This window comes from Lichenibacterium dinghuense (assembly GCF_021730615.1).
GTDB classification, from domain to species: domain Bacteria; phylum Pseudomonadota; class Alphaproteobacteria; order Rhizobiales; family Beijerinckiaceae; genus Lichenihabitans; species Lichenihabitans dinghuensis.
On sequence record NZ_JAJLMN010000001.1, the window covers coordinates 3798742 to 3813334 of the forward strand.

The window sequence follows — 14593 nt, forward strand, 5'->3', positions numbered from 1 at the left end:
ACACCGTGATGGATGAGAAGGTGGAGAAGGGGAGCTTCTCGCAGTCGCTGTCCAGCCTCCTGGATCGCGTGGTGTGCCGCGCCGTCCATGGGGCCGACTTCGATGCCGTGTGCCGCCTGCGCTACGACGCCTACCGGCGGGAGGACTCGCTGCCCGAGGGGACGCCGCGGCTGTTCAGCGACCGCTACGACCTGTCGCCCAACACGACGAGCTACGGCGTCTTCGTCGACGGGACGCTGGCCGGATCGCTGCGCGTCCACGTGTTCGACCGCGACCACCCCGAGAGCCCCGCCACGACCACCTTTCCCGACATCATCCTGCCCATGATGGAGGGCGGCGCGCTGCTCGTGGACGGGACGCGCTTCGTGGTCGACGCCGAGGCGGCGCGCCGCCACCCCAACATCGCCTATGCGGTGGCCCGCATCGCCTGGATGGCCGGCCACCACTATCGCGCGGACTGGATCGTCACGACGTGCCGTCCCGAGCACCAGGCCTTCTACCGGCGGGTGTTCGGCCACGAGGTCGTCACGCCGCCGCGCTCCTATCCGGGGCTGACGAAGCCGCAGGGCCTGCTCAAGCTCGACCAGCGCCGGCGGACGCAGCCCGTCCACGCGCGCTACCCGTTCTTCGCCTCGACCGAGGCGGAACGGCAGGGGCTGTTCGGCGGGCTGGGCGCGCGCAGGACCGCGTGACGGAGCGCGCCCGTCGCCGCCCGTCCGGTCAGGTGCGGGCCGAGGCGCAGACGAAGCGGGGGAACTGCACGCAGTGGTGGCCCTCCGCCGCCGCGGCGAGCAGCCTGTCTCGATAGGTCGACGGCTCCAGCTCGGCCGTCATCAGCCCCGCCGCCGCGATGGCGGGCGCGAGGCTCGACACGGTGCGGGACAGGAAGTCGAAGGCGTCCGGCGCGTCGTCCCCGACCACGTGGCACCAGGCCTTGAGGCTCGGGGCCAGCCCGGCCGCCCGGAACGCCCCGTAGAGCCGCGATCCCATGTCGGGCTCGACGCTCCCGGCCCGGTAGGTCCCCACGATGGCGTCGAGCCCGGCCGAGAACAGCGGCATCGCCGGGGTGATGGACGCGGAGGTCACGTCCATCTCCAGGAAGGCCAGCACGGTACCGGGCGAGCACGCGGCGCGCAGCCGCGCCAGCAGGTCCGAGGGCCGCGGCAGGTGCATCAGGATGAAGCGGCCCACGACGGCGTCGTAGCCGGCCGGATCGAGGCCGTCGATGTCGCCGACCTCGCAGCGGGCCCAACCGATGCCGAGGCCGGCGAAGCGCCGGCGGGCCGTCTCCACCGCGTCGGCGGACATGTCGATCCCCGTCACGCCGCCGTCCGGCCCGACGATGGCGGCCGCGGCGAGGCTCACGTCGCCGACGCCGCAGCCGAGGTCGAGGACCCGCATGCCGCTGCGCAGCCCGGCCTGCCGCAGCCCGGCCTCGGTCGGCTCCGCGAAGAGGCGGGCCTGACGCTCCAGCCGTTCGAGCTCGGCACCGTCGTGTCCGAGGACGTATGTGTTCGTGTGGGGAGTGGACATGCCCGGTCCGGTGGTGTTTCGACGGATGGCGTCGAGATCCTCCCGACCTTATCCGACATCTTTTGATCGAGTTCCACGCCCTCAAACGCGCCATTGTTGAACCGGCAGCCGCCGTCGGCCGTCCGGGCCGCCGTCGCGGGCTCGGGCGGCGCGACCCGGAACCGGCGAAATGCACGTCGGACGAGAACCCGCGATTAATCCCGAGCGCGTAGGGATCTTCCCCGTCCATCGAGGTCCCGGAACGGAGAACGCATCATGGCACTGGCAGCCCTGTCCCCGGTTCCCGCGCGCCCGGCCGAAACCCTGCGGCCCGTCGAGGTCGCGGGCGGCGGCACCGCCCCGACGCCCTGGGTCGACCGAGTGCTGACCACCAGCCAGGGGCGGGTGTCGATCCGCGAAACCTCCGGCGACGGCCTGCCCGTGCTGCTCCTCCACGGCAATTCGAGCTGCAAGGAGGCCTTCAGGGCCCAGATGGGCGGGGCGCTCGGCGCGCGGCACCGCATGGTGGCGATCGACTTCCTCGGGCACGGCGCGTCCGAGGACGCGGCGGAGCCCGATCACAGCTACACCCTGCTCGGCTACGCCGACCTCGTCGTGGAGGTGGCCGAGACCCTGGGCCTCGACCGCTACGCGCTGCTCGGCTGGTCCCTCGGGGGGCACGTCGCTCTCGAAGCCTGCGCCAGCGCTCCGGGGATCGTCGGCGTCCTCACGGTCGGCGCCCCCCCGATCGGGTCCGACCCGTCGACCATGGCCGACGCGTTCCGGCGCGGCCCCTTCCTCCAGCTCGGCGCGCAGGCCGAACTGTCGGAGGCCGAGGTCGCGGCCCTGGTGGCCGTGATGGGGGTCGACGGACACGGCGACCTCGTCGACGCGATCCGGCGGGCCGACGGCCGCGCCCGGAGCCGCGTGATGGCGGACGCGCTCGCGGGGGGCGCCTCGGACGAGCGGGCGGTCGTCGAGGCCATGCGGGTCCCCCTGGCCGTGATCGACGGCGCGGACGATGCCATCGTGGACGGCCACTACGTCGACGCCCTGTCCTACGGCTCCCTGTGGGAGGGCCGGCGGCACGTCATCCCGCGGGCCGGGCATGCGCCCTTCCTGACGGCGCCCGACCTGTTCAACGCCCTGCTGGGCCGGTTCCTGCACGACCTCGACCGGAAAAACCCCGTCTCGTCGCTGGGCCTCAGCCTCGGAGGCTGACGCCTCCGTCACGCCAGGGCGTCACGGCCGGCGCGCCACACCGGGGCCACGATCCTCCCCGACATCCGGCCCGGGCCGGCGGGCGGCGCCGCGGCGGTGTGAAGGGGTCCAGTGACGGCCAACCGGGTCCTGGTCGTCGAGGACGACCCCGCGCTCCGCATCCTCATGCTTCGCACCCTGCGCGAGAACGGCTACGAGGCGACCGGGGTCGGCGACGGCGTCGAGATGGGACGGAGCCTCGAGGCGGGCACCTTCGACCTCGTCGTGCTCGACATCATGCTGCCCGGCGGCAACGGGCTCGACCTGTGCCGCGCGCTGCGGGCGCGCAGCGCGATCCCGATCATCATCGTCAGCGCGCGCGGCGAGGAGATGGACCGCGTGCTCGGGCTCGAGATGGGTGCGGACGACTACCTGTCGAAGCCGATCGGCCAGAAGGAGCTGCTGGCGCGCGTGCGCGCCGTGATGCGGCGCGGCTCCGCCCCGGCCGCGGCGGGCGAGCCGCGGCGCGACCGCGCCCGCTTCGCCGGCTGGACGCTCGACCTGCGCGGGCGCGCGCTGTTCGCGCCGTCCGGCGCGCGCGTCGAATTGTCGGGCGCGGAACACGACCTGCTGGTGGGGTTCGTCGACCATCCGCAGCGCGTCATCGGCCGCGAGCGCCTGCTGGAGCTGTCGCGGGGCCGGCTCGGCGAGGCGACCGACCGCAGCATCGACGTCCTGGTGAGCCGCCTGCGCCGGAAGCTCGGCGACGACGAGGCAGCGCTGATCCGCACCGTGCGGGGCGTCGGCTACAGCTTCGCCGTGCCGGTCGAGCGGGACTGAGCGGCGGTGCTGCGGCCGCACTGGCCGGGGAGCCTCGCCGGGCGCATCATGCTGGTGCTGCTCGCCGCCGTGGTGGCCCAATATGCCGGCGTCGCGCTGATCTACGAGCGCGCCGAGCTGTTCCGCACGGACGCCGACCGCGCCCGCAACCTCGCCGAGCGGCTGGTGCTGGCCGACCGGCTGCTCGACGCCGCGGAGCCGGACGAGCGCGCCCGCTTCGCCCGGCTGATCTCGACCCCGGACCTCGCCTTCTCGGTCGCGCCCGCGGGCGCCCCCGCCCCGGCCGTCGCCGCCGCCAGCGAGGCGAGCCCCGAGGCCGAAGCCCTGCGCGACACGCTGCTCGCCGCGCCCGAGCTCGAAGGGCGCGACCTCGCGGTGGCGGCGGGGGGGCGCGGCTTCGCCGGCACCCTGCGGCTCGAGGACGGCGGCGCCGTGTTGTTCACGCTGCGCGACGGCCGCAGCCTGCCGCCCGTGGTGGGCCGGGCCCTCGCGCTGGCGGCCGTGATGGCCGGCGCCGTGCTGCTCGTCGCCCTGCTCACGGTGCGCGACCTCGCCGGGCCGCTGCGAGCGCTGACCGGCACCGTCGACGCCTTCTCGGGCGAGGCGCCGGTGCGGGCGAGCGAGCGGGGGCCGCCCGACGTCGGGCGGCTCGCCCGCGCGTTCAACGCCATGCAGGAGCGCATCCTCCGCCTCGTCGAGGACCGCACGCGCTCGCTCGCCGCGATCTCGCACGACCTGCGCACGCCGCTCAGCCGCATGCGCCTGCGCGCCGGCTTCGTCGACGACCCCGCCCTGCGCCGGTCCTTCGAGGCCGACGTCGCCGAGGTCGACGACCTCGTCGACTCGATCCTCGCCTACGTGGGCGAGGAGGGGGCGGCGGAGCGGCCCGAGCTCGTCGACCTCGCGAGCCTGCTCGCCGCGGTCGCCGACAACGCCGCCGACCTCGGCGCCGACGCGGCCTACGAGGGCCCGGCGCGCTGCGAGGCGCGGCTGCGCGCGACCTCGGTGCGGCGCGCGGCCACCAACCTCGTCGCCAACGCGCTCCACTACGCCGGCTCGGCCCGGCTGTTGCTCGACGTCCGGGCGGGGACGCTCGTGGTGCGCTGCGACGACGACGGGCCCGGCGTGCCGCCCGAAGCGCTGCCCCGCCTCGCGGAGCCCTTCCTGCGGCTCGACGCGGCGCGGGCCCGCAACACGGCGGGCGCCGGCCTCGGCCTCGCCATCGTCAAGCAGGTGGTCGAGCGCGAGGGCGGCGCGCTCCGCCTGTCCAACCGGCCGGGCGGCGGCTTCCGCGCCGAGATGCTCCTGCCGGCGCGCTGACGGCGCCGGCCCGGCTCCGGCAACACTTTGTCACGTTCATCTCGCAGCTGCGAAACAAGCGGCCGCTAGGGTCGAACCTGCGTCGCGGCGGGTTCCCCCTCGGCCGCGGCACGCCCCCCCGGGACGGACCCGTCCCCTTCAGCAGGCGAACCACCCCATGCAAGGCATCCTGAGCGGCGCGACCCGCTTCCGCTGCGACGTGTTCCCGAACCAGGCCGAGATGTATCGGAAGCTGGTCAGCGACGGCCAGCATCCCCAGGCGCTGATCATCTCCTGCGCGGACAGCCGCGTCGTGCCCGAGCTCATCACCCAGTGCGGGCCGGGCGACCTGTTCGTGTGCCGCAACGCCGGCAACATCGTGCCGCCCTACGCGCTGTCGAACGCGGGCGGCGTCACCTCCACCATCGAATATGCCGTGAAGGTGCTCGGCGTGCGCGACATCGTGGTCTGCGGCCACTCGGACTGCGGCGCCATGAAGGCCTTCCTCAAGCCCGGCAGCACGGACGCGCTGCCGGCCGTGGCGGGCTGGCTGCGCCATGCCTGCGCGGCCGAGGCCGTGCTGCGCGACGCCTACCCGGACGACCTGGCCCCCGCCGAGAAGGCCAAGGCGCTCGCCCAGGAGAACGTGGTGGTGCAGCTCAACCACCTGCGCACGCACCCCTCCGTCGCGGCGGGCGTGGCCAGCGGCACGCTGACGCTGCACGGCTGGCTGTTCGACCTCGACACCGGCACCGTGCTGGCGCTCGACGGCGAGACCGGCCGCTTCCGCCCGATGGTCGACCCCGCCGTGCCCCCGGTGGCCGTGCCCCCGGCCGACCGCCGCGCCGCCGCGCCCTTCGCCGTCGCGGCCGAGTGAGGGACGCCGTGTCGGCTCCCGTCTCCCCCCGCGCCCGGCCGGCGCTCCCGCGCGTGACCTTCGGGTCGCGCGACCTCACGGCCTCGCTGGTCGTGTTCCTGGTCGCCCTGCCGCTCTGCATGGGCATCGCCGTCGCGTCCGGCGTGCCGGCCGAGAAGGGCCTCATCACCGGCATCGTCGGCGGCATCGTGGTCGGGGCGCTCAGCGGATCGCCGCTGCAGGTGTCCGGCCCCGCCGCCGGCCTCGCCGTCGTCGTGTTCCAGACCGTGCAGGCCTACGGGCTCAAGGCCCTCGGCCCCATCCTGGTCGCGGCCGGCCTGTTCCAGGCGCTCGCCGGCGCCCTGAAGCTCGGGCGCTGGTTCCGCGCCATCTCGCCCGCCGTGGTGCACGGCATGCTGGCCGGCATCGGCGTGCTGATCGTGGCGGGCCAGTTCCAGGTTCTGGTCGACGCCAAGCCCCTGCCGCACGGACTCGCCAACCTCGAAGCCCTGCCGGGCGCGCTGTTCGGCGTGGACTGGGGCTCCTACGCGTCGCTCAGCCGCGAGGCGCTCGGCCGCGACGAGGCGGCCTTCGCGGTCGGCCTCGCGACGATCGCCGGCATGCTCGGCTGGGAGCGGATCCGCCCGGCCTCGCTCAAGCTCGTGCCGGGCGCCCTCGTGGGCGTGCTGGCCGGCACCGGCCTCGCCGCCGGCCTCGGCCTCGCGGTGAAGCACGTCCAGGTTCCGGCCTCGCTGGCGGCCAGCATCGCGGCGCCCGCCCTCGGCGACTTCGCCGTGCTGCTCAGCCCCGCCGTGCTCCTGTCCGCCTTCGCGCTCGCCTTCATCGCCAGCGCCGAGACGCTGCTCTCCGCCGCCGCGGTGGATCGCATGCACGACGGCCCGCGCACCCGCTACGACAAGGAGCTGACCGCGCAGGGCGTCGGCAACCTCATCTGCGGCCTGCTCGGCGCGCTGCCGATGACGGGGGTGATCGTGCGCTCCTCGGCCAACGTCCAGGCCGGCGCCGAGTCCCGCGCCTCCACGATCCTGCACGGCGTGTGGATCCTTTCGCTGGTGGGCGCCGCCCCCTTCGTGCTGGAGCAGGTGCCCATGGCGGCGCTGGCCGGCGTGCTGGTGGTGACCGGCGTGCGCCTCGTCGGCCTCAAGCACGTCGAGCACCTGTTCCGCGCCCACGGCGTGCTGCCGGCGCTGATCTGGGCCGGGACCTTCGGCTGCGTGGTCTGCTTCGACCTGCTCACGGGCGTCGTGGTGGGCCTGGCACTGTCGACGCTGGAGCTGGTGCCGCACCTCGCCAACCTGCGCGGCCTCGGCCTGCGCGCGGCCTCGTCCGGAGACGCGGCGGGTCACACGGACGTCAGCCTCGCCGGCAAGGCGACCTTCCTGACGCTGCCGACCCTGTCCCGCGCGCTCGACGCGACGCCGGACGCCGGCACGGTGAACCTGCGCATCGGCGAGCTCCGCCACGCCGACCACACGTCGATCGAGCTGATCCGCGAATGGATGGGGCGCAAGGCTCGCACCGGCGCCCGCGTGGTGCTCCACCCCGCCGACGGCGGCCTCGGCCGCCGGCTGGGCGCCGGGGCGCACTGAGGCTCGAGGAGTCCGGGCGCGGGTCCTCCCGCGCCCGCACGAGGCCGCGCCGGGCTCGACCCCGGCGCGGGAAAGAGGAAGGGAGGGGCGCCGGTCCGGCGGTCCCCCGCGCGGCGGGACCGCGCCGGGAGGCGCCCGACGGGGATGTCGGGCGCCTCCGTGGGCGGATGGATCCGTCCGTAGCCCGGCCCGGGCGGCCCGCAGGGTGGCGCCGCCCGCCGCGGGCCTCTAAGGGGTGGGGCAAATCCACGCCCCGGAGCCTTCCGCATGATCCCCCGCTATTCCCGACCCGCCATGGTGGCGCTGTGGGAGCCGCAGACCCGCTTCCGCATCTGGTTCGAGATCGAGGCCCACGCCTGCGACGCCCTGGCCGAGCTCGGCGTGATCCCGAAATCGGCCGCCGAGACCATCTGGGCCAAGGGGCGGGACGCCGTCTTCGACGTGGAGCGCATCGACGCCATCGAGCGCGAAACCAAGCACGACGTCATCGCCTTCCTGACCCACCTCGGCGAGATCGTGGGGCCGGACGCGCGCTTCGTGCACCAGGGCATGACGTCCTCGGACGTGCTCGACACCTGCCTGGCCGTGCAGCTTTCCCGCGCCGCCGACATGCTGATCGCCGACGTCGACGCGCTGCTCGCGACCCTCAAGCACCGCGCGCACGAGCACAAGCTGACGCCCACCATCGGCCGCTCGCACGGCATCCACGCGGAACCCGTCACCTTCGGGCTGAAGCTCGCCCAGGCCTATGCCGAGTTCGAGCGCAACCGCGAGCGCCTCGTCGCGGCCCGCGCCGAAGTCGCCACCTGCGCGCTGTCGGGCGCGGTGGGCACCTTCGCCAACATCGACCCGCGCGTCGAGGAGCACGTCGCGAAGGCCATGGGCCTGAAGGTCGAGCCCGTGTCGACCCAGGTGATCCCGCGCGACCGCCACGCCATGTTCTTCGCGACGCTCGGCGTCGTGGCCTCGTCGATCGAGCGCCTCGCCATCGAGATCCGCCACCTCCAGCGCACCGAGGTGCTGGAAGCCGAGGAGTTCTTCTCCGAGGGGCAGAAGGGCTCCTCGGCCATGCCGCACAAGCGCAACCCGGTGCTCACCGAGAACCTGACCGGCCTCGCCCGCCTCGTGCGCGGCATGGTGGTGCCCGCGATGGAGAACGTCGCGCTCTGGCACGAGCGGGACATCTCGCATTCCTCCGTCGAGCGCATGATCGGGCCCGACGCGACCGTCACGCTCGACTTCGCGCTGGCCCGGCTGACGGGGGTGATCGACAAGCTGCTCGTGTATCCGGAGAACATGCAGCGCAACCTCGACCGGCTCGGCGGCCTCGTGCACTCGCAGCGCGTGCTGCTGGCGCTGACCCAGGCCGGCGTGTCGCGCGAGGACAGCTACCGCCTCGTGCAGCGCAACGCCATGCGGGTGTGGCGCGGCGAGGGGGACTTCCTGGAGTTCCTGTCGAACGACCCCGAGGTCACGGCACACTTGCCCGCCGCTAAGTTGAAACCCTTGTTCGATCTCGGCTACCACACGAAGCACGTCGACACGATCTTCGCGCGCGTCTTCGGCTAGCGGGTCGCCCGCGGCCTCCGCCCGTCCGGTCGGTCCGGCACGGGGGAGGACCATGGGCGCGCGCGGAGCCGGGCAGGGGCCGTTCTGGCTCGTCATCAACCTCGATCGGTCGCCCGACCGCCTGGCCGCGGTCGGCGCCGATCTCGGGACCCTCGGCATCCCCTTCGCGCGCGTGCCGGCCGTCGACGGCCGTGCGCTGCCGCCGTCGCTGCCCGGCGTCGATCCGGAGCTGTACCGGAGGAGCCACGGGCGGGACGTTCTGCCCGGCGAGGTCGGCTGCGCCCTCAGCCACCTGCGGGCGCTCAGGGCCTTCCTGGCGACGCCGCACCGCCACGCGGTGGTGCTGGAGGACGACGCCGTCGTGACCCGCGCGGCCGCGGACCTCGTGTCGGCCCTCGTCGATCCCGCGGCGCCGGACGACTGGGACCTCGTCAAGCTCGAAGCCCACCACTCCCGCCTCGGCCTCACGGCGCGGCGGATCGCGCCCGGCGTCCGGCTCTGCGCTCTGCCATATCGCTCGGCCGGGTCGGCCGCCTATCTGGTGAACCGCGCCGCCGCCGAAGCGCTGCTGGCCGGGATCCTGCCGATGCGCTTCCCCTACGACGTCGCCTTCGAGCGGGGCTGGGACTTCGGCATCCGGGTCCGGACCGTGCTGCCGTTGCCGGTCACGACGGCGCCTGTGCCGCCGGTGCTGGCGCGCGACGACGGGGCCTGCGCGCGGCGGCGGGCGCCGGCCCTGCCGCGCGCGGCCGCCAAGGCGATGTTCGCCGCGAGCGCCCTGTGCGCCTGGGCGGGGGCCGGCCGCCGGTCCCGCACTGCAGTCTGCCCGGCCGGCTTCGACCTCGCCGACCGTGCCCTCGCTGGCTGCCGCCCGTCGTCCGTGGAGTGATCGCGCGGGCCGATCGGGTCACCCCCGCGCCGTCTCGGCCGCGAGCCAGTCGACCACCGCGGCGGCGGCGGCGCCCGGGCCGCCCGCCGCCGCGGCGTGGACCGCCACCTGCCGGTCGGCGCTGGTGCCATCAGTCGCGATGCGCCGCGCCCGATCGAGCTCCGCCGCGCAGCCGAGCGCGTCGGCGTCCTCGGCGACCTCGGCCAGGACGGCGTCGAGCCGCTCCGCGAAGCCGGCCGCGCCCGCACCGTCCACCAGCGTCGCCCTGGTGCCGTAGCGCTGCACGCGCCACAGGTTCTCGGCCGCGAGGCCCCGGTCGGCGCCCGTCGGGCCGCGGTTGACCTCCGGCCGGCGCACGAGCATCCGCACGAGGCAGCGGTAGAGCGCCGCCAGGGCCAGCGCGTCGTCGAGCCGCGTGCAGCTGTCGGCCACGCGCAGCTCCAGCGTCGGGTAGCGGGTCGAGGGCCGCAGCGTCCACCACAGGAAGGTGGCGTCGGGGATCACGCCGGCGCCGACGAGGGCCGCCACGTAGCGGTCGAAGTCGGCTGCGTCCGCGAAGAGGTCGGGCAGGCCGGTGCGGGGCAGCTCGCCCCACACGCTCATGCGGTAGGCGGCGAGCCCCGTGTCGCGCCCCTGCCAGAAGGGCGACGAGCAGGACAGGCCGAGCAGGAGCGGCGTGAAGGGCAGGAAGCGGTTCATCAGGTCGACGCGGGCGTCCGGCTCCGGCACCTCGACGTGGACGTGCATCCCGCACACCATGTTGCGGGCCTCGACGCGCTGCATGTCCCGCGCGATGTCGGCGTAGCGCTGCTTGCGCGTCAGGCGCTGGCGGCCCCAGCGGGCGGTCGGGTGGGTGCCGGCGGCGAACAGCAGCAGGCCGTGGTCGCGCGCCACGGCGGCGAGGTCGGCCCGCATCGCGAGGAGGGCGGCGCGGGCCTCCGCGGCGTCGCCGGTGGGCGGGCAGGCGGTCTCGATCTGGAGCTGGAGCAGCTCGCGCTCGGCCTCGGGCCGCCGCGCCTTGGCGGCGTGGTGGAAGGCGGCGAGGCTCCCCGGCGGCGTGCCGCGCGTCGCCGCGTCCGCCAGGAAGAACTCCTCCTCGATGCCGAACCGGTAGCGCGCCGTCATGCCGACCTCCGCCCGCGTCACGGGAGCGTCGTGCCACCGCGGCGCGAGTGTAGGGCGCGGCGCCGCCGGGCGCGACCGCTGCGGCGGGGCCGGGGAAGCGTCAGATCGCCGTCGGCGGAGGACCCGGGGCCGGGGCGGCGACCCGTGACCGCCCTGTCGCCGGTCAGTGGGCCGGCACGTCCTCGGCCGCCGCGGCCTCGGCTTCGGCCGGGCGCGCCTCGTCGGCGGGCTGGGCCTTCTCGACCAGGAGCGGCGCGTCGGCCGGCGCGGGGCGGTCGCGGAGGTGCTCCACCTCGTCGCCGGCGCTGATCTGCTCCTGCGGCGTCGCCCATTCGAAGGCGTCGAGCCGGCCCGTCACGGGCGAGCAGGGGCTCCAGCGGTCCGACACGACGCCGTCCGCGATCCAGGCCGGGTCGCGGGGCGCGCGCTGGGCCCGCTGCAGCCATTCGAACAGCGCGCCGGTATCGCCGTGCTCGGCTTCCTCGATCTCGGCCATCAGGCGGCAGGCCCGCACGGTCGGGCGGGCGCCCGCGGCGCCGTCCACCAGCGGCCGCATCGCGTCGCGGGCGCGGCCGAAGTCGCGCGCGTCCAGCGCCGCGTGGGCGAGCGCCATGGCGCTCTCGGGGTCGCCCGGCCGCAGCCGCGACAGCGTTTCGGCGCGGGCGAGCCGGTCGGCCCCGGAGTCGCCGGAGCGGACGTTCAGGTAGGCGTCGGCGAGGTCGGGGTGGGGGGTCGCCGCGTAGGCGGTCTCGATCAGCTTCGTGGCGCGGCGGGTGTCGCCCTGGCGGGTGAGCAGCTTGGCGGCCAGCGCCGCGGCGGGCACCAGCGTCGGTGCGACCTTCAGGGCTTCGCGCGCCAGCATCAGCGCTTCGAGAGGATTGTGGTCCGCCATCTCGGTCGCCTTGGCGGTGTTGAGGACGGCGCGCTGGCGGTTGGCGGTGGCGCGGTCGATCAGGCGGCCGCCGAGGTTGCGATCGACGGCGCTGAGCGCGCCGTCCCAGTCGCCCCGCGCGGCGCGGTGCTCCAGCACGGCGTCGCCGGCCCAGGGCAGGGTGGCGGTCTTGAGCGCCTCCTCGGCATAGGCGTAGGCGGCCTCGGGGTCGCTGCGGCGCTGCGCCTCGATGTGGAGCCCGCGCAGCCCGAGCGCCCGCGTTTCCGGCGCGTTCAGCATGGCCGCGAAGGTCTTCTCCGCCGCGGCGGTGTCGCCCGCCATCTGCGCCGCCTGGGCCTTCAGCAGCATCACCAGGGGCTCGCGGTCGAGCGCGAGCTCGGCCTCGACGGCGCAGCGCTGCGCCACGACCTGATCCCCCGTGCCCACCGCTACGAGCCCGCGCGACAGCGCCGCCAGGCCCTTCCGGCGGCGCTGCGAGCCCCGCCAGCCGCGGAACGCCGGCCAAGCACGGAGCAGCGCGAGGAGGATCGTCCACAGGACGACGACGGCCGCGGCCGCCGCCAGAAGCGCGATGGCGCCGACCAGCGTCGAGGTCTGCACCTCGCGCCCGCCGAACGTGACCATCACCATGCCGGGATGGTCCGCCAGCCAGACCACGCCCATGGCGAGCAGCACCACGACGGCGAAATAGATCAGCACGCGTATCATGGTTCGCCCACCCTCATCGGATCGTCACCGCGGCCGCCGCCTCGGGACGGGCGCGCGGGTGTCAAAGGGCCGGGGGCGCGGCGCCCCCGGCACCCCGCCTCAGCTCTTGGTCTTGCCCAGCGTCGCGATGGCGCGCGCGACCAGGCCCTGCGCCGCCTGCGCGGCCTCGACCCGAGCGCGCGCCGCGGCGGCCCAGTCCTTCGAGCGGTCCTGGCCGGCCTGCGGCAGCCTGCCCCAGGCGGCGAGCGCGCCCGCCACGTCGCCCGCGTCGAGCGCGGCGTCGATCTGCGTCGCGACCGCGCCGGCGTCGTCGCCCTTGACGGCGCCGACCTGGCGCACCTGCACGAGCGACAGGGCGCTGGCGCCGAGCCGGTCGAGGGCGGAGCCGGTCTGCGCCGGTGCCGTGGCGGCCAGCACGTCGGGCGACACCGCGTCCCACTGCGCCTTGAGGGCCGCCGCGGTGGGGGCGCCCTTGGCGGCCAGCGGCTGCAGCTTGGCGACGGCTTCCGGCTCGGCGCCGAGCGCCCTCAGGGCGTCGAGGTCGATGCTGTAGGGGCGGCCGTCCGCGATGGCCCGGCCCACCGCCTGGCCCACCAGGGCGATCGGCGTCGCGCGCGTCTCGTCGGCGCTGCCCACCGCGCGGGCTTCCGTCACGCGAGTGCCGTCCTTCGGGGCGGACAACTGGCCCTCGATCTTGGCCACCTCGGCGCCGAGCGCCGCGGTGGCGGCCTGCAGCGGCGACAGGTCCACCCGGGGCAGGTTCGCCACCGTGGCCTGCAGCCGGCCGAGGCCGGTCGCAGTCTCGGTCAGCTTGGACTCGACCCCGTTGATGCGCGCGTCGAGGCCGTTCATGCGGGCGTCGAAGCCGTTGATCTTGCCGTCGACGCCGTTGACCTTGGCGTCGAAGGCGTTGAGGCGCGCGTCCGAGCCGTTGACCTTGCCGTCCAGCGCCGTGAGGCGGCCGTCGAGCGCGGCGACCTTGCCGGACAGCCGGGACTCGACGCCCGCGATCTTGGCGTCGGTCGGCCCGAAGTCGGGCGGGACGGGCTTCGGCAGGTCCGCCACGGCCTTGGCGGTCTTCGCCTGCTCGGCGGACAGAGCCGACACGCCCTTGTCGACGCCGTCGACCCTGGCGGCCAGCGCCGCCAGCGCGCCGACGGTGGCGACCGCGGCGGCCCCGGTCGCGGGCGCCTTGTTGGCGTCCGACTGCGCGGCGCCGGCCGCCGCGGCGGCCCGGTCGGCGTCGGCCTTGGCGCCCTGCGCCTGCTGGGCCACGGCGTCGAGCTTGGCGGAGAGCCCCGCCACGGTCTTGTCGAGCCCCGCGACGCCGTTCTGCACCTGCGCGGCATCGGGCCGCGCTTCGAGCGCCGCCACCTTGGACCTCAGGTCGGCGATCTCGGCGCGGCCGTCGCGCTGCGGGGCCGTGTAGAGCACCCAGCCGAGGGCGGCCAGGAGGGCGAGGTTGGACAGGCCGAGCAGCCAGGCCGCTCCGCCGCCTCCCGAGCGGGCCGGCGCCACGACGGGCGACGAGGATCGCGGCTCGGCCGCGAACGCGCTGGCGCGGGACGGCTCGCCGGTGCCGGCCAGCGGCGGGACGGGGGCGGACGCCGCGGCCTCGGGCGTCGCGGGTTCGATCGGCTCGGCCGGCTTGGGCTCGGCCGCGGATGTCGGCTCGACGGGGACGACGAGCTCGACGGGCTCGGCCGGCTTCGCCTCGGCATCCGCAGGATCGAGCGGGGAGGGCGCGCGCTCGCCGGGGGCGGGTTCGCCGTCGAGCGCGGACGGCACGATCTCGGGCTCGCCCGCGCCGGCGGGCTCAGGCTCGGAGGTGCGCCGCGCGCCGCCGAACAGCACGGGGTCGTCGGCCGGTCCGGCCGAGGCGGGTTCGGATGGGACGGCGTCGGCCGGCGTCACGGGGTCGAGCGGGACTTCGGTGGCGGAGGCGTCGATGATCGGCGGTTCGCGACGCCGCTTGCCGTTCCGCGCGCGGAAGTCGTTCGGCCCCCGGTTCCCGTTGTCCGCCATTCCCGCTTCCTTCTCCGCATCCCGCCCGGCCGCGCTCCTCCAGAAGCGCCGCCGGGGCCGTGCCGTCC

At 75.4% G+C, this 14593-nt stretch carries 12 protein-coding genes; 8 read left to right on the forward strand and 4 right to left on the reverse strand.

Annotated features, from left to right (window positions below):
* Positions 1–8: 8 nt before the first annotated feature.
* Positions 9–692 carry an N-acyl amino acid synthase FeeM domain-containing protein gene (locus L7N97_RS18130; RefSeq protein ID WP_237479698.1) on the forward strand — a complete coding sequence of 228 codons (684 nt, stop codon included), beginning with the start codon at positions 9–11 and terminating at the stop codon, positions 690–692.
* Between the two features lie 28 nt (positions 693–720).
* Here the strand turns inward: L7N97_RS18130 and L7N97_RS18135 are convergent, their stop codons facing one another.
* Positions 721–1533, reverse strand: a complete 813-nt coding sequence (locus tag L7N97_RS18135) for a class I SAM-dependent methyltransferase (protein WP_237479699.1) — start codon at positions 1531–1533, stop codon at positions 721–723.
* A 255-nt stretch (positions 1534–1788) separates the two neighbouring features.
* Between L7N97_RS18135 and L7N97_RS18140 the strand changes: the two genes are divergently transcribed.
* The 7 genes from L7N97_RS18140 (at position 1789) to L7N97_RS18170 (ending at position 9775) form a co-directional block, all read left to right on the forward strand.
* Positions 1789–2733, forward strand: a complete 945-nt coding sequence (locus L7N97_RS18140; protein ID WP_237479700.1) for an alpha/beta fold hydrolase — start codon at positions 1789–1791, stop codon at positions 2731–2733.
* A gap of 111 nt (positions 2734–2844) precedes the next feature.
* Positions 2845–3552 (forward strand): response regulator transcription factor, encoded by a 708-nt coding sequence (locus tag L7N97_RS18145; RefSeq protein WP_309242815.1) that lies wholly within the window; start codon positions 2845–2847, stop codon positions 3550–3552.
* 6 nt (positions 3553–3558) lie between these two features.
* Positions 3559–4872, forward strand: coding sequence for an ATP-binding protein (locus L7N97_RS18150; protein WP_237479701.1), 1314 nt, complete (start codon positions 3559–3561; stop codon positions 4870–4872).
* Positions 4873–5029: 157 nt separating this feature from the next.
* A complete protein-coding gene (locus L7N97_RS18155; protein WP_237479702.1) occupies positions 5030–5728 on the forward strand; it encodes a carbonic anhydrase in 699 nt (232 codons plus the stop codon).
* 8 nt (positions 5729–5736) lie between these two features.
* A complete protein-coding gene (locus L7N97_RS18160) occupies positions 5737–7317 on the forward strand; it encodes a SulP family inorganic anion transporter (protein WP_237479703.1) in 1581 nt (526 codons plus the stop codon).
* 267 nt (positions 7318–7584) lie between these two features.
* Positions 7585–8886: an adenylosuccinate lyase gene (purB, locus tag L7N97_RS18165; RefSeq protein WP_237479704.1), complete on the forward strand. Its 1302-nt coding sequence runs from the start codon at positions 7585–7587 to the stop codon at positions 8884–8886.
* 52 nt (positions 8887–8938) lie between these two features.
* Entirely contained in the window at positions 8939–9775 is an 837-nt protein-coding gene (locus L7N97_RS18170) for a glycosyltransferase family 25 protein (RefSeq protein ID WP_237479705.1), read from the forward strand.
* 18 nt (positions 9776–9793) lie between these two features.
* On the opposite strand, the gene L7N97_RS18175 is transcribed toward L7N97_RS18170, so the two are convergent.
* The 3 genes from L7N97_RS18175 to L7N97_RS18185 all read right to left on the reverse strand — a co-directional run bounded on the left by L7N97_RS18175 (position 9794) and on the right by L7N97_RS18185 (position 14525).
* Positions 9794–10900: a carboxylate-amine ligase gene (locus L7N97_RS18175; RefSeq protein ID WP_237479706.1), complete on the reverse strand. Its 1107-nt coding sequence runs from the start codon at positions 10898–10900 to the stop codon at positions 9794–9796.
* A 163-nt stretch (positions 10901–11063) separates the two neighbouring features.
* Positions 11064–12500: a heme biosynthesis protein HemY gene (locus tag L7N97_RS18180; RefSeq protein ID WP_237479707.1), complete on the reverse strand. Its 1437-nt coding sequence runs from the start codon at positions 12498–12500 to the stop codon at positions 11064–11066.
* 99 nt (positions 12501–12599) lie between these two features.
* Positions 12600–14525 (reverse strand): hypothetical protein, encoded by a 1926-nt coding sequence (locus L7N97_RS18185; RefSeq protein WP_237479708.1) that lies wholly within the window; start codon positions 14523–14525, stop codon positions 12600–12602.
* Positions 14526–14593 lie beyond the last annotated feature (68 nt).

Excerpts from the sequence above, each read along its gene's own strand:
- L7N97_RS18130 (WP_237479698.1), top strand. The coding sequence starts at position 9 with ATGGATGAGAAGGTGGAGAAGGGGAGCTTCTCGCAGTCGCTGTCCAGC.
- L7N97_RS18135 (WP_237479699.1), bottom strand. The coding sequence starts at position 1,533 with ATGTCCACTCCCCACACGAACACATACGTCCTCGGACACGACGGTGCC.
- L7N97_RS18140 (WP_237479700.1), top strand. The coding sequence starts at position 1,789 with ATGGCACTGGCAGCCCTGTCCCCGGTTCCCGCGCGCCCGGCCGAAACC.
- L7N97_RS18155 (WP_237479702.1), top strand. The coding sequence starts at position 5,030 with ATGCAAGGCATCCTGAGCGGCGCGACCCGCTTCCGCTGCGACGTGTTC.
- purB (WP_237479704.1), top strand. The coding sequence starts at position 7,585 with ATGATCCCCCGCTATTCCCGACCCGCCATGGTGGCGCTGTGGGAGCCG.
- L7N97_RS18170 (WP_237479705.1), top strand. The coding sequence starts at position 8,939 with ATGGGCGCGCGCGGAGCCGGGCAGGGGCCGTTCTGGCTCGTCATCAAC.
- L7N97_RS18175 (WP_237479706.1), bottom strand. The coding sequence starts at position 10,900 with ATGACGGCGCGCTACCGGTTCGGCATCGAGGAGGAGTTCTTCCTGGCG.
- L7N97_RS18180 (WP_237479707.1), bottom strand. The coding sequence starts at position 12,500 with ATGATACGCGTGCTGATCTATTTCGCCGTCGTGGTGCTGCTCGCCATG.
- L7N97_RS18185 (WP_237479708.1), bottom strand. The coding sequence starts at position 14,525 with ATGGCGGACAACGGGAACCGGGGGCCGAACGACTTCCGCGCGCGGAAC.